At 53.4% G+C, this 25,561-nt stretch carries 26 protein-coding genes; 17 read left to right on the forward strand and 9 right to left on the reverse strand.

Going from position 1 to position 25,561, the window contains the following annotated elements; all coding sequences use genetic code 11:
- The first annotated feature begins 33 nt into the window (after positions 1–33).
- From A3709_RS23290 to A3709_RS12110, 6 genes are all read left to right on the forward strand, one after another.
- Complete coding sequence (locus A3709_RS23290; RefSeq protein WP_156507726.1) at positions 34–408, forward strand: hypothetical protein; 375 nt, start codon at positions 34–36, stop codon at positions 406–408.
- Between the two features lie 83 nt (positions 409–491).
- Positions 492–1,019: a hypothetical protein gene (locus tag A3709_RS12090; protein WP_066054753.1), complete on the forward strand. Its 528-nt coding sequence runs from the start codon at positions 492–494 to the stop codon at positions 1,017–1,019.
- A complete protein-coding gene (locus A3709_RS12095) occupies positions 1,016–1,225 on the forward strand; it encodes a hypothetical protein (RefSeq protein WP_066054756.1) in 210 nt (69 codons plus the stop codon). The genes A3709_RS12090 and A3709_RS12095 overlap by 4 nt, the downstream gene beginning before the upstream one ends.
- Before the next feature lie 162 nt (positions 1,226–1,387).
- Positions 1,388–2,431: a hypothetical protein gene (locus tag A3709_RS12100; protein ID WP_066054759.1), complete on the forward strand. Its 1,044-nt coding sequence runs from the start codon at positions 1,388–1,390 to the stop codon at positions 2,429–2,431.
- 66 nt (positions 2,432–2,497) lie between these two features.
- On the forward strand, positions 2,498–3,175 hold the full coding sequence (locus A3709_RS12105; protein WP_156507727.1) for a hypothetical protein: 678 nt from the start codon (positions 2,498–2,500) through the stop codon (positions 3,173–3,175).
- Positions 3,172–3,942, forward strand: a complete 771-nt coding sequence (locus A3709_RS12110; RefSeq protein WP_066054765.1) for a PRTRC system ThiF family protein — start codon at positions 3,172–3,174, stop codon at positions 3,940–3,942. Before A3709_RS12105 ends, A3709_RS12110 begins: the two co-directional genes overlap by 4 nt.
- A 376-nt stretch (positions 3,943–4,318) precedes the next feature.
- Here A3709_RS12110 and A3709_RS12120 read toward each other — a convergent pair whose 3' ends face one another.
- Positions 4,319–5,098, reverse strand: a complete 780-nt coding sequence (locus A3709_RS12120) for a site-specific integrase (RefSeq protein WP_066054771.1) — start codon at positions 5,096–5,098, stop codon at positions 4,319–4,321.
- 158 nt (positions 5,099–5,256) lie between these two features.
- Between A3709_RS12120 and A3709_RS12125 the strand changes: the two genes are divergently transcribed.
- Positions 5,257–5,463 carry a hypothetical protein gene (locus A3709_RS12125; protein WP_066054774.1) on the forward strand — a complete coding sequence of 69 codons (207 nt, stop codon included), beginning with the start codon at positions 5,257–5,259 and terminating at the stop codon, positions 5,461–5,463.
- Between the two features lie 265 nt (positions 5,464–5,728).
- Here the strand turns inward: A3709_RS12125 and A3709_RS12130 are convergent, their stop codons facing one another.
- Positions 5,729–6,202, reverse strand: a complete 474-nt coding sequence (locus A3709_RS12130; protein ID WP_066054777.1) for a hypothetical protein — start codon at positions 6,200–6,202, stop codon at positions 5,729–5,731.
- Positions 6,203–6,380: 178 nt separating this feature from the next.
- Between A3709_RS12130 and A3709_RS12135 the strand changes: the two genes are divergently transcribed.
- On the forward strand, positions 6,381–7,898 hold the full coding sequence (locus A3709_RS12135; protein WP_156507728.1) for a hypothetical protein: 1,518 nt from the start codon (positions 6,381–6,383) through the stop codon (positions 7,896–7,898).
- Between the two features lie 114 nt (positions 7,899–8,012).
- On the opposite strand, the gene A3709_RS12140 is transcribed toward A3709_RS12135, so the two are convergent.
- A complete protein-coding gene (locus A3709_RS12140; RefSeq protein ID WP_066054783.1) occupies positions 8,013–10,337 on the reverse strand; it encodes a TonB-dependent receptor in 2,325 nt (774 codons plus the stop codon).
- Positions 10,338–10,825: 488 nt separating this feature from the next.
- Between A3709_RS12140 and A3709_RS12150 the strand changes: the two genes are divergently transcribed.
- A complete protein-coding gene (locus A3709_RS12150; RefSeq protein WP_066054789.1) occupies positions 10,826–11,731 on the forward strand; it encodes a chemotaxis protein CheB in 906 nt (301 codons plus the stop codon).
- A gap of 7 nt (positions 11,732–11,738) precedes the next feature.
- Here the strand turns inward: A3709_RS12150 and A3709_RS12155 are convergent, their stop codons facing one another.
- The 3 genes from A3709_RS12155 to A3709_RS12165 are packed head-to-tail and all read right to left on the reverse strand — an operon-like array spanning position 11,739 to position 13,859.
- A complete protein-coding gene (locus A3709_RS12155) occupies positions 11,739–12,302 on the reverse strand; it encodes a hypothetical protein (protein WP_066054792.1) in 564 nt (187 codons plus the stop codon).
- A 17-nt stretch (positions 12,303–12,319) separates the two neighbouring features.
- Positions 12,320–13,015 carry a hypothetical protein gene (locus A3709_RS12160; RefSeq protein ID WP_156507729.1) on the reverse strand — a complete coding sequence of 232 codons (696 nt, stop codon included), beginning with the start codon at positions 13,013–13,015 and terminating at the stop codon, positions 12,320–12,322.
- Positions 13,008–13,859, reverse strand: a complete 852-nt coding sequence (locus tag A3709_RS12165) for a hypothetical protein (RefSeq protein WP_156507730.1) — start codon at positions 13,857–13,859, stop codon at positions 13,008–13,010. Before A3709_RS12165 ends, A3709_RS12160 begins: the two co-directional genes overlap by 8 nt.
- A gap of 355 nt (positions 13,860–14,214) precedes the next feature.
- Here A3709_RS12165 and A3709_RS12170 point away from each other — a divergent pair, with 355 nt between their 5' ends.
- Both A3709_RS12170 and A3709_RS12175 read left to right on the forward strand, forming a co-directional pair.
- Positions 14,215–14,652, forward strand: coding sequence for a hypothetical protein (locus tag A3709_RS12170; RefSeq protein ID WP_066054801.1), 438 nt, complete (start codon positions 14,215–14,217; stop codon positions 14,650–14,652).
- Complete coding sequence (locus tag A3709_RS12175) at positions 14,645–16,075, forward strand: HipA domain-containing protein (protein ID WP_066054804.1); 1,431 nt, start codon at positions 14,645–14,647, stop codon at positions 16,073–16,075. Before A3709_RS12170 ends, A3709_RS12175 begins: the two co-directional genes overlap by 8 nt.
- A gap of 12 nt (positions 16,076–16,087) precedes the next feature.
- On the opposite strand, the gene A3709_RS12180 is transcribed toward A3709_RS12175, so the two are convergent.
- From A3709_RS12180 to A3709_RS12190, 3 genes are read right to left on the reverse strand one after another with little or no spacing between them, the layout of a single operon-like run.
- Positions 16,088–16,753, reverse strand: a complete 666-nt coding sequence (locus A3709_RS12180) for a hypothetical protein (protein WP_066054807.1) — start codon at positions 16,751–16,753, stop codon at positions 16,088–16,090.
- Complete coding sequence (locus A3709_RS12185; RefSeq protein WP_066054810.1) at positions 16,746–17,498, reverse strand: hypothetical protein; 753 nt, start codon at positions 17,496–17,498, stop codon at positions 16,746–16,748. Before A3709_RS12185 ends, A3709_RS12180 begins: the two co-directional genes overlap by 8 nt.
- On the reverse strand, positions 17,482–17,937 hold the full coding sequence (locus A3709_RS12190) for a hypothetical protein (protein ID WP_156507731.1): 456 nt from the start codon (positions 17,935–17,937) through the stop codon (positions 17,482–17,484). The genes A3709_RS12185 and A3709_RS12190 overlap by 17 nt, the downstream gene beginning before the upstream one ends.
- Positions 17,938–18,146: 209 nt before the next feature.
- Here A3709_RS12190 and A3709_RS12195 point away from each other — a divergent pair, with 209 nt between their 5' ends.
- The 6 genes from A3709_RS12195 (at position 18,147) to A3709_RS12220 (ending at position 25,478) form a co-directional block, all read left to right on the forward strand.
- Positions 18,147–20,270 carry an ATP-dependent helicase gene (locus A3709_RS12195; protein ID WP_066054816.1) on the forward strand — a complete coding sequence of 708 codons (2,124 nt, stop codon included), beginning with the start codon at positions 18,147–18,149 and terminating at the stop codon, positions 20,268–20,270.
- 3 nt (positions 20,271–20,273) lie between these two features.
- Positions 20,274–20,606 carry a hypothetical protein gene (locus A3709_RS12200; RefSeq protein WP_066054819.1) on the forward strand — a complete coding sequence of 111 codons (333 nt, stop codon included), beginning with the start codon at positions 20,274–20,276 and terminating at the stop codon, positions 20,604–20,606.
- 120 nt (positions 20,607–20,726) lie between these two features.
- Positions 20,727–21,050 carry a hypothetical protein gene (locus A3709_RS12205; RefSeq protein WP_066054822.1) on the forward strand — a complete coding sequence of 108 codons (324 nt, stop codon included), beginning with the start codon at positions 20,727–20,729 and terminating at the stop codon, positions 21,048–21,050.
- Between the two features lie 256 nt (positions 21,051–21,306).
- The gene (locus tag A3709_RS25035; protein WP_066054825.1) at positions 21,307–21,747 is read left to right on the forward strand and encodes a DUF805 domain-containing protein; all 441 of its coding nucleotides are present in this window, start codon (positions 21,307–21,309) and stop codon (positions 21,745–21,747) included.
- An 87-nt stretch (positions 21,748–21,834) separates the two neighbouring features.
- Entirely contained in the window at positions 21,835–22,746 is a 912-nt protein-coding gene (locus tag A3709_RS12215; RefSeq protein ID WP_156507732.1) for a hypothetical protein, read from the forward strand.
- Between the two features lie 71 nt (positions 22,747–22,817).
- Entirely contained in the window at positions 22,818–25,478 is a 2,661-nt protein-coding gene (locus tag A3709_RS12220; protein WP_066054830.1) for a PD-(D/E)XK nuclease family protein, read from the forward strand.
- Positions 25,479–25,561 lie beyond the last annotated feature (83 nt).

Genomic DNA, 25,561 nt, shown 5'->3' on the forward strand with positions numbered 1-25,561 from the left:
TGCAGGGATATCGTGGAGCCCTATGCGAACCACATGGGTAGGGCATTTGGAGCAATGCTGCGGCTAGAGGCGCTCTATGAAGCCAGAAGTAGTGGTGCTCTGTCCGTAATTGAATGCATCAATGACTATGGACTGCCCGCTTTGGTCTTCTCGGACCAGCCGCATGATGCCATTGATCCCGCAGAGTGGATATCAGACCTTGATAAGAAACAGGAGTTGATGGGCGATCCGAATACGCTTACATCGGTCGACAACACAATCTTCCAGACGCTGGCAGACATGCATTACTCAGAGGGTGCTGCCGAGCGAATCCGTGTGAAGCACCCTGCGATAGTGTCTGAATACTGCAAGTCCGCAGACCAGATACTGAGATCAAGGCGAAACGCGGATATTTTCGCCCGTATTTAGGCGATTTCCCTCCCAGGAGCGAATCCCCCCAGGCCAGATACCTTACTCACTCGGACAGATAAACCGAGAAGAGAGGAATTTTTATGTCTGGTACCAAAGGTTTTTTTGCTGCACTGGGTGACTTCCTGGCTAGCAAGCAAAGTGAAGGGGTGGAGATTGTCGCTGAGACAGCAGGTGACGGTCAGATGCGGCTCTCCATTCGTCTGCGCGGTGTGACCGTGTCAAATACGGATGGTGACGAGGTCTGTGCGCTCAAGCAGAACCTCATCTCTGGACTTTCCCTGGTCGATTCCGCTGAGTCCCTGGACGCAAACGCCGCCACGATCATGGAATCATTCGTTTCGGTTACTGAGGAGTCTCAGTCGACGCTCGACAGCGTGCTTGAAGCTTTCGCTCTAAAGTCGTCAGAGACGTCCGCTGCGGCCAAGAAGAAGGGTATCCAAAAAGCCGAAGAGGTGGCGACTAACCTGCAGAAGTCACTCGACAGCGCGAAGAAGACGACTGCCAAGAAGCCTCCTGCCAAGAAAGATGGCGATGGGGGTGCTGCCGAAAAAGGACCTGTTAGTGACATGTTCGATGACAAGGGCCAGGCCGCGGGGGCAGCGTCATGAGCGGCGCCGTGGTGATGAAGCGGGTATTTGTCGCTGGCCGACTCCGAATCGAAGACGAGCACCCTGAGCTTGACGCATCTGAGTCCTGGGAAAAGATACGTGGTCGTTATCCCCACCTACGCCGCGCAGCCGTGCACGAAGGCGTGATGAAAAACGGCGCGCTTGAAATCGAGCTCGAGGTCCCACCGAGCAAGACCAATGGATGATCTCGCGAAGCCTCAGACGATTACTGAGATGGTGGCGGAGGCAAGCGCCGCCACCCATCAGGCTGGCCGTGATGCGGTGAGGATTTCTACGCGTGACTTGGATGTCGCCCTTGGCGGCGACGAGTCCGCTTCAATGTCAGAAGCATTCGGGTTGACGCCAGTATGATGCAATATCCCCGATTCGAGCTCGGTCAGGAGACCCATGATTTGCGCCATTCGATGCTGCTTGGCGCAGAACAGAAAGTGCTAAACGATATTGTGGTCGGTCTGCCTGAGGCCTTACTGAATCATCCGGCAGCTCAGCGGGGGACGCCTCTTCGGCGGTTGGCCGCTACCGAGCTGTCGATCTACCGCCAGAGCGCAAACGGCATATGGCGCGGTTTCAGTGGAATTACACGCCGTATGGGAGTGAAGTTGAACGCAGGGGAGGTCGGCCTGTCCATCAGCAACAGTCGGAACCGCTATACTGACCAATTTGAATCTCTGCTTGTAATTGAAAGCGACTTCAATGTTGTTCTGCCGCTGGATTATACCTCTGTCCACTTAAACAAAACACTGTGCCAGTTGGTTTCGGCACTGGGTGATACATCCGGCCTCATGGGCTTCTGGGAGATGCACGGCCTGGACGGCATTTCTATGGAAGCCGATGAGTTCCTTGATGCTGTACGGTCCATTGATACCGAGCTGTCAGTACAAGATGAACAGGTCGAAGAGCTTATCTGGGGCTTCTACTCCATCGAAACTCTCGCTTACTCGTTTAGCGACTTGGACGTTCCCACTCTGGGAGAGCTAATTGACACAATTGAGTCCTACCGGAGTCTCGGGGACAACTTCTCTGTACCTGAGTCCTTCTCGATCTCGGATGCGTGGCGCTCAATGGGGTTTCCTGTGGAGGGGGATACGGCCGCACTCTTGGCCTGGTTGGACAGCACCGACAAGCCCGTGCTCCTGCAGATCATAGAAGGGTGGGGAGACCGCCACGCATGGCACGGAAGCTCTATGCTTGGATTCGAGTGCAGCCAGAACCTGATGCAACGCTCGTACGAGGGATATATGGGTACGGGTGACGAACACCACGGTGTAGTGGGGGACTACCTTTGCGCTAGTGACGCATATGACCCAACTGCTGTCGGCGAGGCGATAGCTGTTATGACTGCCGCTCGGACACTGCTTTCTACTCTACAGGAGCATTTGTCGACACAGTGATACGTTGGCCTTAATCAACGGAGAAGCACTGTGATACCCAGACGACACACAACCCTAGTACAGGGCGTGAACATCAGCCCGCCCAAGCCCATGCACGGCATCGTAATCTTCGACGACGGCCAGATAGCCAAACACAGACTGAGGCAGAACGCTTCCGGCGGCTATATCTTTGGTGCACCGAAACTACTGTCTAAGCGAGCTATACGGCAATTTGGTCGGATGCTGTCCAACCTGGGCTCACGATCCGGCGAGAACAGCGCTTCCAAGGCCAAGAAGCTGCTTAACCGCCAAATCCTGGCCGCCAATGATGACCTAATTGTTTGGGTTAGGGAGACGGAGCGGAGAGTTTGCTGGCACCGGAAAGAGGCTATCGATGCCCCCCAGCCCCGGTTGGTATTTGTCTGGCAGGCGTGCAGATCCTTGTCGGTGTTTGCTGTAAAGAGCACCACGCTGTCTGAGAATACGCCACTCTATAATGCCCCATACTGGAATATCGATGAAGACGGCACCTTGTGCTTGGGAGGTGCTGTACTGCCAAAAACCTTCAACGTTCACTATTGCGAAGAGGCCGAGGAATGCCTATTCGGCGCTCAATTCTCGCACCGTAACGGATCTCACAAGGTCGTCCGTGGCGATGACTCTGATAAGGGGCTCCTGATGTTTTGGCGTGGCGTGCAGACCAAACAAAAATTCCCGAACAGTGAGCTTATTGCAGCCAAGAAGCGTCTGGGAGATATTCTGTGAACAAACTTACTTTGCCCGCCTTTCTAGCATCGGACGAATCACTCAGTGTTGCGCTGGTCGGGTGCGGGGCCACTGGCTCTGAATGCGCTGATATGCTTTACCGGATAGACAGTGTTCTACGTGGGACCGGTAACCAGGGCTTTACGGTAACGCTGTATGATCCTGACACGGTAGAGCCGCACAATATTGGCAAGCAACGATTCTGGCCGTGTGATATTGGCCTTAACAAGGCTACCGCTCTCGCAACTCGCTACAACATATCCGCTGGTTTGGAATGGGAAGATATCCCTGAAAAGGCACCGAGCAAGCTGACTCATGACATCATCATTACCGCCGTAGACAACGCGGCCTACCGTGTGAAGCTTGGGCAGCAATGGGCCAACTCTTACGGCTCTTCACTGTGGCTTGATATCGGCGTGGGCGGCTCTGAGGGACAAATGGTAGCTGGCCTCATGGATCACGGCAGGATTGTCCTGCCGTCCGTCTATGACTTGTACCACGCCTCTCTAAAGGAGAAGGCAAAGGCAGAAGCTAATGAGAGGCCGATAGGTTGCAGTTCCATCGAGAATTCGCTGAGTCAGCAGAGTCTGTTCATCAACCAGTGGGCGTCAACCTTCACAGGCTCGTGGCTATACGATCTGCTTGTCACTGGCCAGGCTGACCGGCATGGAGGTTTTTTTGACCTGTCGACAGGCGAATGCAGCCCGCTCAGCATTGACGCAGAGGTGTGGGCCTCATTTGGTTACGACGGGAGGGCGGCTGCATAATACCTGGCATGGCCGTACTCCCATCACACATCAAACCCGTATCCAAGACTGACTGCGTTGACACCTGGCGTAGTAGAGGCCGAATCCCCGTCCCTGGAGCCTCAGGAAATATCGTAGATCTTGCGATTGTGCGGCTCTATGAGGTTTTGACGGTAGACGGATTAAGGCTCGACCTGCTGGTGGAAGCGCGCGCAACGAATTTCTCCGCAATAAAGCAATTCGGAGTGGTGTTTTTGGATTCTGAGCCTGCGGGGGATTATCCGATCCCTGTGCTGATGATGACTAAAGGCCAAGGAACCTGGATACTGCCGCGCCAGGGCGGTTAACGCCAAGATTTGTGCACATCGCTGAGGGATCGCGGCTTAATATGTCAGCTTCATTTTTCGGTAAGATTTGCCAATGCGTCGCTAATCGCTTCTTCCGGCGGTTCGTCGTAGATGAGCGTAGTACTCGCAGACTTGTGCCCAGCCACCTTTTGAGCCACCTTTAGTGGCTTCTTCTGCTTATGGATAATGTTTGTCATCACTGAGCGCCGCCCACTGTGCGAGCTCGCTTTTTCTATTCCGGCCCAGTCTCTGAGTATCAGCGCCATGTGTTCTTGCAAAGTGTTTGGGGAGTAGGGGCCGCCTTTCTGTGTAATAAAAAGGGGATCCGTTGGCCTGGCGCTTGGGTTCTTATCCAGTCTGAGTGCCAGATAAGCGAAAAGTGCATCTCTTAATTCTTCGTCTACCAGCGGTAAGTCGCGAGACTGGCCGGAACGATTTTTAACAGGCGGATAAAAGCGCGCTGGATCTATGTCTACACCGGCCTTGGCTAGATCGGCAATCTGCCCGACAACCCGGTCAAATTCTTCAACGGAAAAGCTTAAGGTGCGTCGAGCGTACGTCGATTTTGACCGGCCCATGGCATTGGCGCCTTTTGTGTACGCAGCCGGCAGAGCCATCACCTCGAACAACGTAAACCCGGGCGGTGTTTTTTTAAGCCGGGCAACTTCCTTGATTTGAAGGAGGGCAATTTCTTGGACGCGCAATCCGAGCTTAGCGCTTATCTGCATGATCGCTGTGTTTTTTTCTGGATGGCGATGCTGCTGGATGACATCGAATACGTGTTGCCATTCTTCGTCTGTAGGCACACGTGCCTGGCCGGTTTTCGGCATAGTAGGGCCCTTTATTTATCCGTAATAATGTTATTTTCACGGATTATAACCGAATAGATTCGGCCTTACTCTAAAAAACGATGGTTTTCCGTCGCCGTGGCTACTGCCTTCGATATTAGGTATCGTGGGTTCTCGTTAAGGACTTCCAGGGGCTGAACATGTCCACACTGATTCCAATTTCATTCTTCGACACCAACATCGCAATTCGCGCACAAAGCGCCACGGACAGCAAGCACATTGGCACGCCAGTTACGGTTTCTAGTTTTTCGCAAGGCGAGGAGGTGAGCTTGTACCGCGTTGAAGAAAGCGGCGATCTGCTCCTGCGGACAACGTCGGGACGCTTCATCGAAGGCCCCGAGGCTTAACGTTCGATCAACGCTTTGCAAGCGTCTGCCTGTTACGGCGCTGCCACTCCGCCTCGCGATCCAGGGCTGCTTGCTGCGCCATAGTATGGCCGTTCGCCCATTCAAATATCTATGAAATCCTGGATGGTGTCTTCGATCTGCGTCTGATCGAACCAAGAGAGCCCGCGCGGATCTCCCACAAGGGATCGCCACTTCCTAAACAGCTGGCGGCGTTGGTCTCGCTCTCTTTGAGATCTCTCTAGTTCTCGCGCGCACCGTTTTGTTCCTAGCCAGCTTCGATCGCGATGGAGACGGTCCCTGTACTAAGGTCGATCGATCGAACTACTGTGATATTTCTTCCCTCAGTGCTGAGGCCGGCCGCCAAACCGTAAATCGCGTCGTACAAAGTCCCTTCGCTGCAGTAAAAGTCTGAAAGATAGTCCGGCCCTGCGGCGTTCATGGTGATCTTTTCGCTGGTCGCCCAGGACCGCACAACATCAGCGAATCGTTGTCCAGGCACCGCCGAGTACACGCACTGCGTAGATTCACGAACCTCTGTATTGGCGTTAATTTCATTGGAATCCACGCCCGATGCGGCCGGGGCCATCACTGGTTCTGCAGGCATGAATATCGTGAATTCTGCAGTTTGAGAGTCCTCGCACTCCTCCTCGGTCTCGCTGTTCCAGGGCCCGAGTGCTGACGATTTCTGTGACACTGCGAGCATCAGAATAGTCATAATGACGGCAGTTTTTTCCCGCATAACCTCGATATCCCTAGTAGCTGCATCAGACGATCATACCGAGCAATCTGGGTTCCGGCCAAAAAAAAGGCTCTATTTTTATAAAACTCTTTTGTCTTTATGTCGGTGCTAGTGTACTTTTCCAGGACGCATATTCTTCGAGGGTCGATTTTTGCCTGGACCTCATGCACGAATCGCTTTGTTCTTGATGGGCGCTTTGTTCGCCTCCTTTGCGCCCGCTGACAATCTGGCTATCTTGGGGGCGCCACACCTTGCCAGCGATGGCTATCACCACGGGACGCCTGCGGCAACGCACAGTACATTCTTTGTGGTCGCCTTGTCATTCGAAGACGATGTCGACCCAATGACGGCCGCAAAAGCGGACCATCTTGTATTTGGCAGTGTCGGCGATCATATTGAATCTGTCACGGACGGGCATGTTCGCCTGACTCGAATTGGGGGTGGACGAAATTTAGATTCGGTTGTCGCAACGCGGCTTGCCAAGCGACCGGCATCCTCCGCCGAATGGAATACAGCATTCGCCGAGGCTCTGCGCAATGCGATCGCCGAAAGCTGCCTTCCAAAATGCGTCGATCTCGATGACAACGGATCGATAGAGGCCGACGAAGCAAGACTGCTAGTTGTTTATGATGACGATAGTGGCTCTGCGCCATCCTTCGCCACCAACCACGCTTTCGAGCTGGATGGGACAACCATTGAGTCGGCAGTGTATGCAGCGACCACCAATCACGGTGAGTACCGTGGGGGGCTCATCGCGCACGAGATCGCCCATTCCGTACTCGCGCTGCCTGACTGGTACAGGGACCGGAAAGGACCAACCGTGCACACCCTAATGTCTCTTACGCGCCCGGGCGCTAAACATACGCTTCACCCCGTTTCGAAATGGTTTTTGGGCCTAGAACAGGCGCCGATGTTATTGCATGCGAGGGGAATCTCTTACCTCGACCGCCCCGCCCTACTCTATCTGGATACCTACAAGACTGTTTTCGCAACCTTCAGCGAGGTTGATAGCGATGAAGGAAAGCACATTTTATCGACGATCGTATCGAGTTCCCATTTTGTGTCCGAGCATTTTGAATCCGGCTCCCCGATTGGCCTATTTGGTTACGACACAGGCGACCGGCGTATTACTTTCAATAGCGCGGCAATTGCTCGAGCAGCGCGATTTCAACATCTGCAACCGATAGAAGTCACTGGCCCCTCGGCGACAAAGGACGAAATTGTGTTTATCCAGGATGGGGACCGCTTCCTTGCTGGGTGGGATACAGCGCCAGCCGACGCCGGTAAGGGCCACATTATGTCTGCCACATCTCTATCTTTTGGCTGGATAACAGCGATTGCTGCAGGAGCGAAAATCGAAAACCGCCCCGCATTTCATCGCATAGATGGCATCGATATCGCTCTGGCAGAAACGACGTCTTCCATTACTATTTCGGTAAGGGCCGGCGACGGCAATGCAATACCGCTGGCAACAGAGACTTTCTCGGTCGGGCTACAGCCGGGCGTGAATAGACTGCTTTTCGAAAATCCGGTCCACGTTTCTCGAGACGACTTTTATGTTGAGGTCGAGTTCTCGGAGGCCGCGCCTATTCCGTTTAACGCCAATCCCAGCGGCGGCACTGTAAATATCGGCCCAGGCCTACAACCGGTTTCTGGCTACGCCCCGTTTTTCAATGTCCTGATGTCACATCTTTAACAGCTGGCTGAACAGAAAGCTCCTACCGAAGGTTTTATACGCAAAAAAAACCGCTGCCCTGCAGTGCACGGCAGCGGTCAATGCCCTCCCCTTCAGAGGGAGCGCCCCGCAAGCTTAGAATTGGTATCGTGCGGTGATGCCGAATGAACGCTCTGGGATTTGACGAGACTGACGGTAAGATCCGCCGCTGTACGCCAGGTCATATTCGTCCGGGCCAAGCTCCTGATCAATGGCATCATCGTCCAAAAGGTTCTTGCTCCACAACGACACGTCCCATTCACCGCCGGCGCTGCGCCAGCCTACGTACGCGTCTACGATGTGCGTTTCATCATACGTTTCACGGACACCAAAGAAGCCGGCGCTCGCGTCCGCATTTGGTCGTTCGTCTGTGTATTTATACAGTCCTGCAAAGTACGCCTCGGAACCGTTTTCCAACGGCAAGGTGTACTGCGTGGACAGAGACAGCGACAGCTCTGGCTCTTCGCCCAGCGCCTCACCATCGATGTCACACGAACCGATGACTTCCCCAGGCGCGCGCTCGTTACAGGGCGCTGAAGCGCCGTCCCACTCACCTTGTGCAAAGGCTAGCGCACCTGCCGCTTCCCAATTCTCGGTAAGAACTATACGACCTTCGAGCTCTGCACCAAGCACGGTCGCGTCGCCGTTGTATACGAGACCACCTGCCAGGTCGCTGGCGACACCGGTCTCAGGGTTCTCTACCTGAATGCCACGAACGAATCCGAAATAGCCATCGAACTGCTGGTAAAACAGCGCGCCGTTCAATTCGGCTCGACCGTCGAGAAGGCGGGACTTAAATCCGATCTCGAAAGCGTCGCTAATCTCTTCGTCGTACGTTAGATCAGCCTGGCCGTTTGGAAGAATCTCAACCTCGGGCGACGGGATGATCGAGATACCACCTGGGCGATAGCCCCGGTTGTACGCCGCGTACAGGTTAATGTCCTCTGTCAAATAGTGACGTAGACGAACCGTCCCCGTCAGCGCGTCATCGTCGCTTTCTTGGAACTCTGGTGCAACGCCCTCAATAGGGAAGGTTGCTGCCAGACCCTGCTCAATCAGATCCGAAATACCTTCGAATTCCGGAGGCACATAGGTCAGTCCGTTGAATTCGCTATCGGCGGCTCGGAATCGATCATACGTCGTGTAACGAAGGCCGATTTCAAGCTGAGTGTTATCGCCGATATACAGCGTGTTGGAGTTGAAAATTGCGTACTCTTCCGTATTTACAGGAATGTCAGTGAAGCTTTGGAAGCTAATGGTCGGATTCGGCGGAGTCAGCGTGGTGTCCACGAAAAAGTCCGTTGCCGTGTCCTGCTTGCGATAGTACAGACCGACGATGTATTCCCAAACTTGAGCGTCCTGATTTGCGAAACGGAATTCCTGGATGATGGTGTCCGTTTCTGTGATAGCGACCTGTGATGTGCTCGCAAGTGGATTAACAACGTAGTCAGCGTAATCCACATCGTCCGTGCTTTCTTTATCTGTATCAGACAAAGACGTCACTGAAGTGATTGTGTGATTTCCGAACTCGTAGTTCCACTCCATGTACGACAGGAAACCATCAAACGTCAAATCGTTGTCGACGCTGGCGAGCGCTGTGCGATCATCAGGATTCAATGTCGGGCGCGCTGACAGCGAATCAATGCCTGTCACGGCTTGAGGATCGTATTGGGATCTGTCGATGTGCTCGTAGATGAACGTTCCGGTAAGGGCGTCCGTCGGCGTGTAAGTGGCTGAGAGTCGGAAGCCAATGTCTTCGCGATCAATGTCATCAAGGCCGGTGGTAAAATTCTCAAATTCACCTGCATCGGTAGAATAGTTAAACGCAAGGCGTGCCGCCAATGTGCCTTCTACTGGGGTGCCTTCCACGGCGCCTCGGACATTCATTTTTGAGTCGTCGGTCGCTGTCGTCTCCACGTAGCCCAATGTGCCGCCATCGACCTCCGGGCGCTGCGTGATCACATTGATCGCACCACCTGGTGAGGTTGCACCCTGAAGTGTGCCTTGCGGACCACGCAGAATTTCAACACGGGATAGATCGTACATGGTACCGAACACGTCGTCTGGACGAACCACAACGCCGTTCCAGTAACTGTCTACCGCTGCAACTGCACCGGACTCCGGGTCTGTCGAGATACCGCGGATGGAGATAAAGCCAGTACGGGCGTTTTGCACGCCGATGGTTACACCAGCTGTCAGCTTTTCAACGTCCTCAAACGTCTGGTAATTGAACGTCCGCTGAGCCTCTTCACCAACAACGTTCACCACCGCCGATACGTCCTGCACGGACTCGGCGCGCTTTTGTGCCGTGACGATAATGTCTTTGATCGACAAGCCTTCCTGGGCCATCGAAATCTGCGGCATCAGTGCCGCCGCGACAGCCGCGGACAAAACTGTGCGTTGCGCAATGCTTTTCTTCATTAGAGGTCCTCTGTGATGAACTAAGACGTAGAATTAATTAGCTTTTTGTTGAAGCTGGGTTATCTGGAGCGGGAGCATACCGCTGGCAAGAGCCACACCAACCATTCGCCTGGCGACAGATTGATTGGTTTCTCCAAACCTTTTGTTGCCGTAACTTTGCGGCGGTAGGGTAGATTTCGACAACGCAGCGCCCTCGGGTTCATAGCCCCGGCCCGAGGACGCTCCGGCCTTCCCCTTCCCCTTTGATACCTTGTTAATTTCTTCGGCCATAAACCTAAGCAGCTTTGTACAGGTTGCAAGTATCATTAAATACGAGCCAGCATTGTGCAATTGAAAAGATGCTATTTTCTAGATTTTTCGCGTTAAAAATTGTATGACAAGCAATAAATATGTACTTTTCACGTTTCGCGCGCGATCAAATGCAGTTTGCGGCAGCGTGTCGCGGCGTAGTCAAAAATTCACGCGTGTTTGACAGAGGGGGGTAACCGTTGCTGATAGGCCTAGTTTTGGGGGACAGGAAATGTCGCGAGGCGCTACATAACGTTCTTCGCGCATTTGATTACGACTGCATTACTGTAGGCCACGAATCTGTAATACAGGAGCTGGCGGCGTGCGACAACATTGACGCCTGGGTGTTCGACGCAGGCCATGATGAACTTTTTGATATTCTTGCAAAATCGGATAAGTATTTGCTGCCTGCCGACAACCTGCCCGTCCCCGGCGTGGACCCCCACTTTGATACATGGTGCGAGGGCTTGTTGAGGCAGTTAGACAGCGCACTAAAAAAGCCAGCCTATGAACAGGCCGGCGCGAGCTGGTCGGACGTATCCTCGGTCTGGATACTGGGGGCTAGCACCGGCGGCGGACCGGCTTTAAGAACCTTTTTGGCCGGCATTGGAAACGGGCACAACGCAGCGTTCATCATCGGCCAGCACACGCGCCTTGGTGACCATTTTCACCTAAGCGACCTGCAAAACGCCAATCCAGCACTGAACGTATCGTTTGCAAGGGGCGTCAAGCAGCTGCGCCCAAACGATGTCTTGATTGCGCCGCCGCATGCTCAGCTGGAGTTTGGCCTGGCCGGGAGGGTCACTCTTTCAAACGCCGCCTACAGCGGCGGTTATACGCCGAACATCAATCAAATGATATATAAATGGCTTGATGCAGACCTGCCGGGGAAGGGGGTTATTATTTTCAGTGGCATGGACGACGATGGCGCCCAAGGATGCGTGAAAGCGGCGGAATCTGGAATTCCGGTGTTTGCACAGTTACCTGAATCATCGATTTGTGACTCTATGCCGTCGGCTGTCATCGACAACGGATCAGCGGTTTTCGTGGGAACCCCATTAAACCTCGCATCTTCCTTCCTTGACCGTGCAAATCGTGGCCGGTAGGTCAAACCTACTGATACTCCAGAATGAGCGTTATCTCCAGCCCATTTGTCGGCGCCGGGGAACCGGTGTCCGCATCGAACTTGGACCACGGGCTGATTGTTAGGCGGCCTTTTGAAATCAGTTTTTTTAAAAGCGGTCGATCTATTGGGAAAGCGAGCGCCTGGCTGTTGGTTACGAGATACAGCAGATCTCCAACGTAGGCTTCAACCGGCACTTCCTCATCTAAAAATACCGAATAAGTGTGGGGGCCAACGCGCTTCGCTACGATGAAATCTGTGAGCGCCGCGCGCCCCCGGAGTGTCTCATTCGACGAATTAAAAGGATCCAAATCCACTGGGAAGCAGGCAGTGACACCCGGGCGCGGAAGAAGCGGTCCACAAGTACCGCAGCCGGTGCATTTTGGCGCTTCTTTCGTACGGCCTCGCTTTCTCGGCTCGAACAGGAACTCTCGAGCCCCAGCCTCCGATTCTGTCTGCGTTAAGTGCGCCGGCTCACATTCCTCACAGCGATGGTGTGCGTCACCAACCCATTCTTGTAACGCCGGCGCAAGTTTTAATACGTTGTCGCTCATTTTTAGTGCTTAACCCCCTACAACACCTGGTCAGCAGCCCATTGAGTGTAGCTTACGCCGTCATGGAGTATCTCAATACTACGCGCATCATCGATGCCTGCAAACAACCCGAGCCTTGGTACTTGTTTATTGAGCAGGCTCGTGCTTTCCGCTGACACGTATTTAATAGAGTTGCCAGAACTCATCCAGGCGCGTATTCGGTCCGGCCCCCGCTGCCGGTCGGCATAAAATACAACCTCAATGGTCTCTGCCTGGTCCACGAAACTCATTAGCTGGAACGCTCTATAGGAATTATAACGCAGTCCAAGACTCGCGCGCGCATGCTCCAACAGATCCATGTGGGACAATTCAGAGAGTGCTCGCGGGACAAAGTTTGTGACAAGCCCGTCCATTTTACGAGTGAATTCAGGCTCGCTAGGGCACATTTTTGCGTAGAGCTCTGACCGATCTTCAAGTGAAATCTGGAAGCGCATCGTTCTGTCTCGTAGCTTGTGTATCTGCCGAGCGAGTATTTCCGATGCCAACTCGGATACGCTTATGTCTGCGCCTGTCCCCCCCTCTTCTATCGCCTGCGCAGCCAGCCGAATTATCTCGTTAGCGGACGGGGTTATCTGGTATGAGGCTTCCTCTGGCTGCCCCGCCTGCATGTGGGCGTAGAGCGCTTCATGCAGGGTTTTCTGGCGAGGCGAATGGAATCGGCGCATATCACTCACCGATGCCCATAATAATTTCCGTGGCGTTGAAGAACTTTATGCGATTCTTTCCGACCACCCACTCCTCTCCATCCCTCTCCGCGTGATTAAACGCACTTGGGAAGATGAGTATTGAGGGTGACAGGCTATCGGGATCGTCAACGCGCATGTATTCAGATTTACTGATCGCCTCGGCCGCAGTGTTCGCAAATCCTTCGATCCCGTCAATATACTTACGCGACGGAGAACTCCCTTCAACCGTGTTCTTCCGGAAAAACTGACCGTTCACGCTCAGCATCTGTGAAGACGCGATACACTCAAGGAATGAATCGCCTTCGATAGCTTCGAGGTACATAAGCTGAACTCGGCGGCCGCGCCACACAGTCCAACTAGCATCGGCATCTGACCGAGGCTTAAGGTTTTGCGGGAATCGAACGATCGCATCGGTAGTTCCAGGATGCATGATCTTTAGCTCGCCCATTGTGTAATTCCAATCGCCGAAACGACTTCGGCCATCCTCGCCAATCACTTCACCGTGCGTTGCAAGGTTCGTAGCAGTCTGGAAATCTAGTATGGGATAGAGCTTCAGGAACTGAAAATATCCGACGGCGTCAATGAGCGAACGCTCGAATTCGCGGTACCTATCCGGATTCCGCAGAATTCCGGGCATAGCCGGTATTAAATCTTCGATCCCTTGGCTTAATAACTTGGACCCCAACTCGCCGACTGAGATACCTATTTCAGCCGCAAGGACTTCCAAGCTTTTTAAATCCGTAGAATTTAGGTTGGCAACAACTTCGTGCGAGGGCCGTTCATGTCCTGATATCGCCTGTATCAGCTGCATATCGCCACGCTTGCTACTCAACTGTGTGTTCCTATTATTCATCGTACTCTGGTTCTCCGCGCTTCCCTTCACATGATACCGATCGGGGCTTTTTCTCCCTCATTTCGGCATTTAACGTTCTGTTAACGGACCGTCCCAGTTCCGTCCAGCAGTCTAGCGCGACTTTCAACGAAAACACAACTCTTTTGTGTTTTCTTGCGAGGCCATGGTGGAGGGTCATTAGAATGGCCTGACAAGATATTGTTGATTATATCACAAGCAAGGCAATGATTGGCGGGGCCCTTTCGCGCCCCGTCCCGAGCCATTTTCCGCGTTTCTTATTGGAATCTCGGCTTTTTTGCTTGCCCGTGCGCTTTCCGTAGGTAAACCTACGACGATGGAAAACGAAGACCCGGACATTGAAAACATTTTTGCCGAAGAGCCGGATCCTTTTGAACGGCATCCGGCCAACCTTCTGCAATCGATAGGTGATTCCATCCGATTTTTTAGGTCATCCCAGCCAAGAGACGAGAAGAGCCGCGACGCGCTGGCGAAAGAACTAAGCCATTATCTGGGTGAGCCTGTCCATCGGCAGCGGATCAGACGTATAGAAGATGGTGATACAAAGGTCGCAGCCGGTGTTTACTTTGCCGTCTGGGCCCGGATGGGGGTGCTGGATAAAGTGGCGCTCGTCACATACGCCGGGAGCTCCACTTCGATGAGATACCTGCATCTGCTGGGGGATAGACTGGCATCTGAAACTAAAACCGCGATGCGGGATGCGGCTCATGCGCTTGAAATGAAGGCTGCGCGCGAGATGGCGGGCGATGACTGACGAAGCCGAGGTCCTGACGCAGAATTTCATCCGCGTGAACATGTGGAATAACGCGACACAGAGTTACAACGGCGTGGGGTCTCTGGTTTTTGAGCAGAGGAGGCTTGGTAGCACCAACGCGTGGACAGTAGGCTTCATCTACGATGACCACTACCGCGGTCCGGCTATCGATCCCGCGAATTTAAAACCGCAAGTCAATGACGGCTACCATCTTTGCAAAAGCTCCACGGGTGGTCTGCCGGCTTACTTCACACAATTTTTACCGGGAGATTTCTCCAGTGCGATGATTTCGCAACTTGACCCCGTCTGGAAAGAGCTTGCGGAAGTTGAAAGGTTGTGGGCGACAACGCTCGCTATAGGTGATTTTGGGGCGCCACAGCTTAACGCTCAGCTCGACCAGCGAAACGCGCCGATCCGGGATATGAAAACACTTTCGCACCTGGTCACCACGATAAGGACTTTGCAGTCTGGCGGATCTGTCAGCCCCAGCTTTTCTGAATTACGGGCTCCGCTTTGCTTACATCCTGGCGGAAAGCCTAAGATCGATGTTTTGTTCGCGGACGGTGACGCAACCCAGCGATACGTTGTGAAATTAAATAGCACCGGAAAATTCAACGATGCGCGTATTTCTGCTGCGTTGGCTGAGGCGGCCACGCTTGGTGGCATCAGCGCAGCGGGCGCCTTTGCGAAGACGCTTGAGTGCGGCGAAGACGTTCTCTTTTCCTTAAACTACGCGCGATCCGATCAGCGAGTCAATGGCGGCGCCCCAACCCACCGGATTATCAAGCACAATCGTGTTTCAATGTCCGTGCTGCTTTCCGACGAAACATTTTTTGATGAAATGGGTCTGCCGCCGATTCGTGGGCGTGGAGCAACAATTGCCCACGTTGTTGAGGCTATTAAGGCATACTCAGATGATCCTGTCTCTGATCTTCACGAGCTGTTTAGAAGGTCTGTGTTCGATGTGGCGACTACCCATGTCAACAACGGCCTTCAGAATATCGAGATGTTTGATTCCGGAGGAGGAAAGTGGAGATTATCTCCACTTTTCCATGTCCTGCCCTCACCGGATGACGATGCAGCTTTTGATGTTTCACTTGCCGATGCGGCGATTGCTAGCCTGGTTTCGCTGGACGGGGACTTTGTTCGCGAACTGTCTGCCCGGATTGGCATCAACGAAAAGGCGGGCCTTAAGATGGCACATCAAGTGTTAGACGCCGTGTCTCAAATGCCAACGCTTTTTGATAAACATGGCGTGAGCGCACGAGACCGGGACGTAGTCGAGAAAGCGGTGCGAATAAAGGAGTCAGCGGCGGCTGCTACGTATCTAGCCGATCAGCCGGGGGTCATGTTGCCGACCGGTCTGTCGGACAGCCCGGGCGGCGATATGCGAATTCAATCAAGGCCTGACCTTGGGCTATGATTGTATTCCGTATTACTTGGGCTCAGTGACTCTATAGCGTCCCTGTTGGGGTCCTTCCGATATCACGAGCCTCTGCCCTGCGAGCGCTTGAGCTAAAAAATCGAAGACGTCTGATGCGTAGATTGTCCTTGGGTCGGCGAGCGCGGCTGGCACTGCATCCCACTGGATTGAGGCCTCTGGTAGAGCTTTCTCAATGCTCGCTTTAGCCGGGCCCGCTTCCAGCGTCCCCACAACTCGGTTGCTCTGAATTCTTTTGCCCGCTTTCGCTGCGTCTATTTGGGTCACGTCTTCGATGATGGCTTGGCGGTCTTCACCGAATACCCGCAGGGCTTCGTTCTCTTTAACGGGCACGATGTTCATCCGGTCGCGCAATCTGGCGGCACCTTCGCCTGTCAGAACAATTTTCCCCTCCGTCGAATAAATATAGCGATAACCACCAAGACAAACAGACCTGCCTTCTTCGTTGGGTTTCGGCCCCGTCACCCCCAGGGTCCGAAGTATCTTATGTCCGAGCCCTTTTTCACGCTTTGGACTGCTTGCGGTCGCCGATGGCTCTGCATTTTCTATCGCCGCACCATCGATAGCGTCCTCCTGCGCCACAGCAATGCCGCAACCAAAAACGCTAGCAGCAGTGGCAATAGCCAGAAACCGTCTGATAACTCCAGTGAAATTACCCATTCTTGCGCCCTCCGAAGTAGCTTAGCTTTCCTGTCGCTTTCTGAAAGACGAATAGCCTAATTTCATCCTCTATAGCGTCGCGGAAGCCGGATGTATTCAGGTAGCTGTATTTTGCAATCTCCAGCTCTGCGTCCTCCATGGTGTCAAATGGACCGTAGCACTGGAAAAACAAATATGCGGCCGACTTTTCGCTATGGATACCGTACCCAAAACTCCCTTCATCTACGCTGCTTAGCCACAAAACAAATCCTGCCTGTGCTTGCCAATCAGCTACGCTCCAGCCTGGCTCTTGCGGGTGCAGTTCCTTCAGCCGCGCGACGAATTCACTGTGCCGCCTGGCGCCGAAGGCCTGCAGCGCACATTGATAAAACGTTTTAGAGTCGCGCCTCGCCTCTCGCCGGCGCTCTGTCCTAACCTTTGTCGCCCGCTGCCTCGCGGCGGTGTCAGCCTTGGGATTTCTATTCGCAGACGGTGCGATGACCCAATATTCTTTAACACCTAGCTGCTGCACCAAGTTGTGAGCTGTATCTGCGTTTCTCAACGATCGGGGTTTCTTTTGATCGTTGCACAAGACTGCTACTTTAGATTGGGATGCTCCCTGTATGACCCCGCTGACGATATAGTCAGCAGTGCTAATCAGTGTTAGCGTGACCGATGACAGCAGACCTCTCTCAACCAGAGTTTGGAATCGCGACCTACCGACAAGAGCAGCATCGGGCGGCACAGCTTCATGGTAGGCCGTCAATGTACTTCCCCTCTCCTAAGTCGATATATCCCAACGGCATCTTCAGCAACATCGTTTCATATGTCCTGACAAGATCGAAGTCGCCGATATCTCTATGAGCCGGATGGACTATTTTGACGTCTTTTGCAGCATTCTTTTCTATCGATTGCCACCACGGCGTACCAAATGACGTAGCCAATAGGCAGGCGTGCTCGACAGTAGGTGCATATACCCTGGCAACCTCTTCGTAGCACCCGTTCATATGGAGGAGCTTGCATGCCTTAACCCTCCGCTCCATGCGGAGGGCGTCGACCTCTGCCCTTCCCCGCTGCTTCCGGGTGGTCGGTACATGTGTTGCGCTGATCAATTGATACTGCTCATGCATCGGATCGTCTGCGTCGAGATCTCTCAAAAGCTCATGATTTAAAAACAGGAAGACGTACGGATAGTCGTCGTCCACATCGCCATCCTCGCCAGATTTCCCCGCTTTTCTCGAAAACAGTCTCATTTTTAGATTTGGCCTTAGATCACACAGAGTTGGCAAGCGGTTTTCTTTAAATCTACGGTTTTTAAATGGTTTTTAGGCGTTGACTGGCGCACTATTGAGACTCTACGCGCTGATGGAGTCCTGAGAGGCATATGCACATGTTTTTATTGGAGAGTTGACGGTTGTACGATAAAGCTACGCCCGAGCAGCGCGGGATCATAGAAGCTCCGGTCAACACACACATCAAGGTGGCGGCCGTCGCCGGCGCCGGTAAGTCGTGGACGCTGGGTTGGCGCCTACACTACCTCCGGGAGAACGGCGTTGATATGCGCGCCACTATGGTGATGATGTTCAATAAAAGCGCGCAGGTGGACTTCACGCAAAGGATGCTTCAGCAGTTTGGGTGCAGTGACGAGCTTCCGCAAATACGGACATACAATTCGCTGGGGAATAGGCTTTGTACGCTTTTGTCCAATAACGGGCTCATGGCGAAAAAGCGCCTCATAGACAGCGACGGTTGGGCGTACAAGATCGCGCGGGACGTTCTGCTAGAAGTCGTTCCTAACCCAAAGAGCTCCCCGTGTAACCCGTATCGCAAAACAGTGCCTGAGGACTTCCTCGCGTTCTGCGACCTGGTTAAGTCTGGCACCAGCCATCCTGAAGATGCGTTTCGTAATTCGTCATGGAATAAGGACTTCTTGCCATTTATCGCGGGATACGATGCATTGGCTCAGTATTGCGAGCGTGAAAAGCTTCGCTTCTTTTCCGATCAGATATATGAGCCGGTCATGGTTCTCAGGGCCTCCAAGAAAGCTCGTGATCTGGTCATGAATCGGCTGTCTCACCTTATGGTAGACGAGTACCAGGATATCAACGCAATTAGCCAGGAGCTGATCCAGTATCTGGCAGGTGATCGAGCCTTTGTCACAGTGGTAGGGGACGACGATCAGACGATCTACGGCTTCCGGGGTTCTTCCCCGGAGTATTTGATTTCGGGATTCGATCAGCGCTTTAGGAACGCGGAAACGTTCACTCTCACCAGAACCTTCCGTTACGGACATGCTGTATCTCTGGCAGCCAACAATGTGATTCATAACAACCACAATCGCGTTCCCAAAATGTGTATATCAGGTCCAGGCACGCCATCTTCAAAAATAGAGCTTTGGGTTGATGACATTTCTGATGAAAACGTACCGGCTGATGAAAAGAAGCTAATCAGCATGGTGGATGATCACGTATCAAATGGCGGCTCATATAGTGACATCGCAATTCTAGCGCGCGTTTTTTCAGTGACTTGCGCTACGGAACTGCTCCTGCTCCAAAGAAATATTCCATTTAGAATCGATGGATCGCTTGGCGTATTGGTGTTGCCAGAGATCCGCTCGTTGATCGCGGTGTTATACATCGTGACCGGACGTATATGGACACTGCCGGATGATGTGAAGGTGAAAATGCTGGAAGCTTTCCTGTCGCTGCCGCATCCCGGCATTGCGCAGATCATGGTCGAAGACATCGCCCAGCGCGGGGCCAGTGAGCGAGAGAATGGGTTTCGAGGCGGTATCAGGAATGTTAGCCAACAGGTACCGGACTTTGCCGCGGATCGGCTTGCCGTGAAGCTTAAGATGTTCGAGATGCTGCACGCTGCCAAAGAGCGCGACGTGAGCAAGATATTCAGAAGCTTTCTTCACCACACCGACTGCTTTAACCAAATAGAAAAGATGGCCGCTCGGTCAAACGATGCAAAAGAGAGCATTGCCGTCATTGAATCGTTCGTATCGTTTTGTAAGCGGCAGGGCGCTACCGCTGACTTCGTTCTTGATTTTTACGAAGAAAGAGTCTCTGAGGAGCCGCCTGACGAGAGCGAGGATTGCATTACGATCACGTCAATTCATCGCAGCAAGGGGCTCGAGTGGCCAATTGTAGTGATGCCGGCGCTTTCCGAAGGTCTGTTTCCATACGTGAAGGACGGGTCTGTCGTCGATCTGGAGAGCGAACGTCGACTGTTTTATGTTGCGATGACGCGTGTACAAGAGCGGCTGATCATGATTGGGCCTCAAGACCGCGATCTTGCAAAGTGCATCCAGCGCTATATCCCGAGGCCGATAAACTTCATTTCCGGTGATCGAAGCTACGCGAGCCAGTTTCTGTACGAAGCGAATCTTAAGCTGGCGATGGAATGCGCTACGGCTGTTGGGGGTGACCGCGACCGTCTTAATGCAATACCGCCAGTTGAGGCGCCGGAGCTCACGAATAAATATTTCGCCGAAATCAATTCCGGACTGATGTTGAAGCGAAAAGGAGATTAGCGAATGTCTGACTATGAAAGCGATGAGCGCCAGGCTCGCAGGGATACGCACTGGGACGACCCTTTTCGTAGGCGGGTGCGGGGAACATTGCTGGGCCGGTACCTGGACCATGGCGACACGCTGGCACTTTGGGCATTGATATCAATTCCCTTTGCATTTTTGTTTGGTCTAGCCTTTGTTCTTGGCGGACACCTCGATAGCGGGTTCCGCCCGTATTTTTTGTTGGCGTCAGCGGCGTCGGTGATTTGCCATCTGGCGTTTAGCGGCAAATCTACAATGGCCATCATGGCGCTGGTGCCGTTTGCCATTCTTTGTGGCGCCGTCTTCCTCGTGTAACGGTGTTTTTGTCGCGAAAGGTTAAAAATCGACGACTTGCGACTATGGGGTCGACGTAAATTGGCAATAATTTAGAGTAAGATTATCTCGAGTTTATATTAACGAACCGGTGGTTGATCCATGAAGGCTTCAGGCTCAGGTGGCAGAGAGGGTAAATTGGAAATATTCGTTGCCGAAGACACACAAAACGGGAGTTATCCCCAGGCCTTCTGCTGTTTAAAAAAAGCGAAGGCTGAGGTTGCCAGACAGCTGGCGCTTCTGCGGAGCGGTTTTGACCACATGGAGTTCGATGACTTAGACGAAGGGCCAGATGCTTTAGATCCTCGCTGGAAGGACTCGGGCGGAGGCGCGTTCCTCGCGACAGTCAATTATTTTGATCACATAGAAGGAAGTCATGCGCGATGGACAGCTCGCATTCGCACCCACTTCCTTGAGGAGTTGTAGCTTATGCCGCATCAATTTAGCTCGACGTGGCCTGGGGGATTACAAATATTACTGGTGCTCCTGATTTCTTTTGCCATCGTTAGTCGTTTAAACGTCGGCGATTGGTTCTTTGTTGCATGGTCTGTTCTGGCTGTTGGCTGTATGTGCGCTTGCATCATGATTGAGTCCGCACTCCGCAAGGCCGCCAACCGGCGCAATTTGACCAGGGCGCTGCGTGCTCCGGAATGTCGGTGCTCGGGCAGCCGGGGAGGTTGATATGTTTTTGCGGGCGCTAGCCTTATTTTTCCAACCCGCCGCACGTGTCTTCGACGTAAGAGGGCGCTCTACAAGGCGCGAGGCCTGGATTTATTTACTGGCGTGGACGCCCGCATGCCTGCTAGCTCTTGACCTTTTTGTAGAATTTGCCAGAAGCGCCTACGGCGTGTATGGGCGGGGTGGCATCACCATTGTTTTCTGGGCGGGAATTCACCTTGCCCCCGGCATCGCCCTCTTCGTGAGACGTCTTCACGATATTGGAAGGTCTGGAGGTTGGCTCTTGCTGTCCTTGATCCCAGGGTTTGGCCTGTTCTTGATCGCCCCCCTCCTTGTCATTCCCAGTGCGTCTCTCGAGAATGAATACGGTCCTTCGGGTAAAGATAATGAGGGCCGCATGGGCAATGGTGGGGATGGTTTTGGACTCATCCAGGCCGAGCGCTGACAGCGTCCAGCGTAATGTCACGCCTGTGCAATTTGCGATTTATTGATTATGGGACGTAAGGCTAAGCGCTTACATCTGGGCGAAATCATGCAAGGGCTGTTTGCGCACCCAACGCCCCCCAGTGTTCTTTATCCTTATGATAACAACGGGAAGCCGCTTACGCAGGCTGAAATAGCTGATCTTCATCGCGCAGGCGAGCAGCCAGTGGCGCACACTATTCGTCCCTCAGCCGTAACGGTCAGGTACTTCCAGTACCATGCCGAACGACTGGGCAGCGGGATCACTGTACAGTCGCTCATCGCGAGCGTCCTGAACGCAATAGTTTCTGAAACGATAAGTCCTGAGATGTCGTCGTATGAGCTGGCGAGATTCCGGATTTTGGAGGCCTTTAATGCTCATGACATTCCTACCGTTTATATACCTGACATCCTGCACAGCTTCGGAGACAATGATTTTTCGGTCCACTGCATGGCCAACAAGCGCCATTTTTTCGAAAACATCACGCCCAGAACTGTAGAGGCTTGCACGGCCCTGTTCGGGGTGAGCAAGGGGTGGCTTTTAGGTGAGTCAGTCGCCTGTGTAAGGTATCCTGAAGTTCGGCCGGAGGTCGACTTCCCGCTATCTAATGCTATCGAGCGTCACGATAACGTCATTTCGCAGTCCCCATCTATTGAAGTCAACCAACGCTCGGTCGCCGTCTTCGGCGATTTTTCAAACCATCTGTCCCTGGCGCCGCTACTGGTCTTGATGAGTGTCGGATACAGCTACGACCAATCCTATTCTTTTGCAGGCTGGCTGCCTATCGGACGGATTTCAGCCTCGGGGAGTGAGCGCGATACTGCGCTCAGATCGGTCGAATCAGCATGCCGGAACATAGAGCTCGATTATTCTGAAATCCAGATCGACTCTGGTGTTGCAGAGCACCTTTCCAGCGGTGAAATGCCACAGCGGGCAATTTTTGATTCGACGCTAGCTCTTGCGGCGCGGCCGAATAACTAATTTCCCGAGATCGGGCGACCGTCTCGGCATCAGGCTATTCTCGCTGACATTAATCGATTGGAGCAATTTTAATGTCTTTGACACTCGTCAACCTTGACTCATTCCTAACTGAGGTGGGGGATACACCTGAAGCCCTGGTGATTACGCCAAACCAGCGAATCCAGCGCCGCTTAGTAGTGTCGCTTGTCGAGAAGGCGCTTGCTAACAAGTCGTCATATAGCCCGCCGAATATTACAGCGTTATCGCAGTGGATAGACCAGTGTTGGGACACTTGCGTTCTGCGGGGCGTGCCCGGGGTCGGTGGCAAGAAACTGATCAGCGGCATCCAAGAAGACTTTCTGTGGCAATCGATTATTTCGTCAGATCCCGATTACGTCTCTCTCGTGCTCCCATCTAGCCTTTCGGTCGCAGCGTCCGAAGCCTACTCTCGGATCCTGCTGTACCGAGCGGACTTGTCGCAAGCCACAGTAGAAAAAATCGAGTTCGAACACTTCTTGTCTTGGAGGGAGCGGTTCATCGAAGCGCTACAAGCCAACAACTGGGTTACACGGGAGATGGCCGTCGACTTAATTATCGACGCCATTCGCGATCAGGCTATTGCCCTTCCTGCCGAAGTTTTCCTGCTTGAGTTTGACGATGTTCCCCCGCAGTACAGCGATCTTTTTATTGCGATGACGAACGCCGGGTGCCCTGTCCGGGAAGTAGGTGAACACAAACCAGTCTCTCTCGCTCGCCGAGTGCCCATTGCGGAACGTTCTGGTCAATATGAAGCAGCGGCGAGATGGGCCCGGGCAGTGATAGAGTCGGACCCGGATGCCACAATTGGTATTGTGTGTCCTGAGCTCGGGACGCAAAGGGATCAGGTTCTGAGGGCGTTTAATGATGTCTTCGAGCCCAGCGCTATATTGCCAAATAACGCAAGGTACACCCAGCCGTTTAATATTTCGACAGGCATACCGCTGGCTACGCTCCCAATCATTACTGCGGCAATTGACATCCTGACGGCGGCTGGAGGGCGTCCGATGTCGACTCAAGACGCCTCCGCGATGCTGCGAAACACATTCTTAAATGGTTCTATTAGCGAGTTTGACGGCCGGGCGGTGCTTGATGCGCGCATCACGAGTCAAATCGGAAGCGAGATATCTCTGGGCGGGCTTGCAAGGCGGGCGCGGAACTTATCCGTATTTTCAGGCTTGCTGGACAAGCTGGCCGCTGAAGCTGCCAACGCACCGCGAGATCAGCGCCCATCCCAGTGGGCGCAGCACTTTCATCAATGCTTAACTAGCGTTGGGTGGCCGGGAGAAAGGTCTCTCGATTCGGTTGAGTACCAGGCTGTTGGTTTGTGGGTCGCCATGCTGGAAAATCTGTCGACGCTGGACGGAGTTACCGGGCACTGCTCTCGCGACGTTGCGGTTGGTTTGTTGAGGAAAATTGCTGGGGAAACTCCTTTCCAGGCTGAAACTCAAGATAGCCCGATCCAAATCTTGGGGGCGCTAGAAGCCGCGGGTCTCCGTTTTGACTACTTGTGGGTCGCCGATTTTAACGACGATATCTTCCCGCCGGCGCCTAAGCCCAATGCGCTACTGTCAATTGCCATCCAGAAGTCCTTCGGGATGCCTCACTGTTCTGCTGATCGTGAACTGGAATACTGCCTAAGGCTGGCTGAGCGGTTTGTGGCCGGGGCTGACCACGTGGTCTTTAGCTACGGCCTACAGGAAGATGATCGAGACCTGCGGCACTCGAGGCTTATCGATGAGGTCCCCGAGGTCAGTTTGGATGACGTGGTTTCCTCGGATTCAAGCACACCGGAGCATTCACTGCTCAGTGCTGTTGGGCTGGTAGAATATGAAGAATGTGACATGCCTGTGTCGCACGAGGAACTGCTGGGCATGCGCGGCGGTACGGGGCTCATAAAATCCCAGGCAGCCTGCCCTTTTCAGGCTTTTGCGAAGTACAGACTGGGAGCTCGCGAGATTGAAGATCCGGTCTTGGGTCTGTCACACAAGGACAGGGGCAACCTGCTGCACCAAGCTCTCGAATTCATCTGGACTTCTATCAAGACTCACTCGGCGTTGACCGCTCTTGGCCAGGGGGGGCGTCACACTCTTATAGCCGACGCATGTGAGCATGCATTCGCCTGGTTGGGCGCTGCACGGGAAGACGTCGGCCCTCGACTGGTGGCGCTAGAGACGCAGAGAATGACCAAAATATTGATTGAGTGGCTGGATATGGAGCTTTCTCGACCAGCGTTTGAGGTGATGGCCACGGAAAGCACGGTTGAGGTCGATATAGCCGGCCTTCCACTCAAGGTCGGTCGAGATCGGATTGACAGAGTCTGTGACACCGGCCAGCGGCTTGTAATGGATTACAAGACATCGCGGTCATTAAGCATTGGCTCGTGGTCAGGACCTCGGCTGCCCGAGCCTCAGGTACCGCTTTATGCGGCTTACGATCCTGAAGGCGTTTCAGGCGCGGCCTTTGGTCAACTTGCTGCTGGACGTGTCCGGATGCTTGGGGTCTCGGACGATGGCGGCATGGCTGAGGGAATTATTGCCGTCGAAAAGGCCAAATCATCCAAATTGATGCCAGATTGGCAAGATCAGGTAAGTGACTGGAGAGACTCTCTGGAGGCGCTGGCCGCCGATTTCCTATCCGGCAAGGCGGACGTCGATCCGGTGGCCTACGACACCTGTGATACTTGTCACCTGGCTAGCCTGTGCAGAAAGCGCTAATTTAAAGCGTGAAATTGTACTTTTTCGATGCAATCTGACGTTTTTTGCTTGCGCCGGACGAAGCTCTGCCGCACGATTTAGTC

Source organism: Halioglobus sp. HI00S01, assembly GCF_001635445.1.
Lineage (GTDB): Bacteria > Pseudomonadota > Gammaproteobacteria > Pseudomonadales > Halieaceae > Halioglobus > Halioglobus japonicus.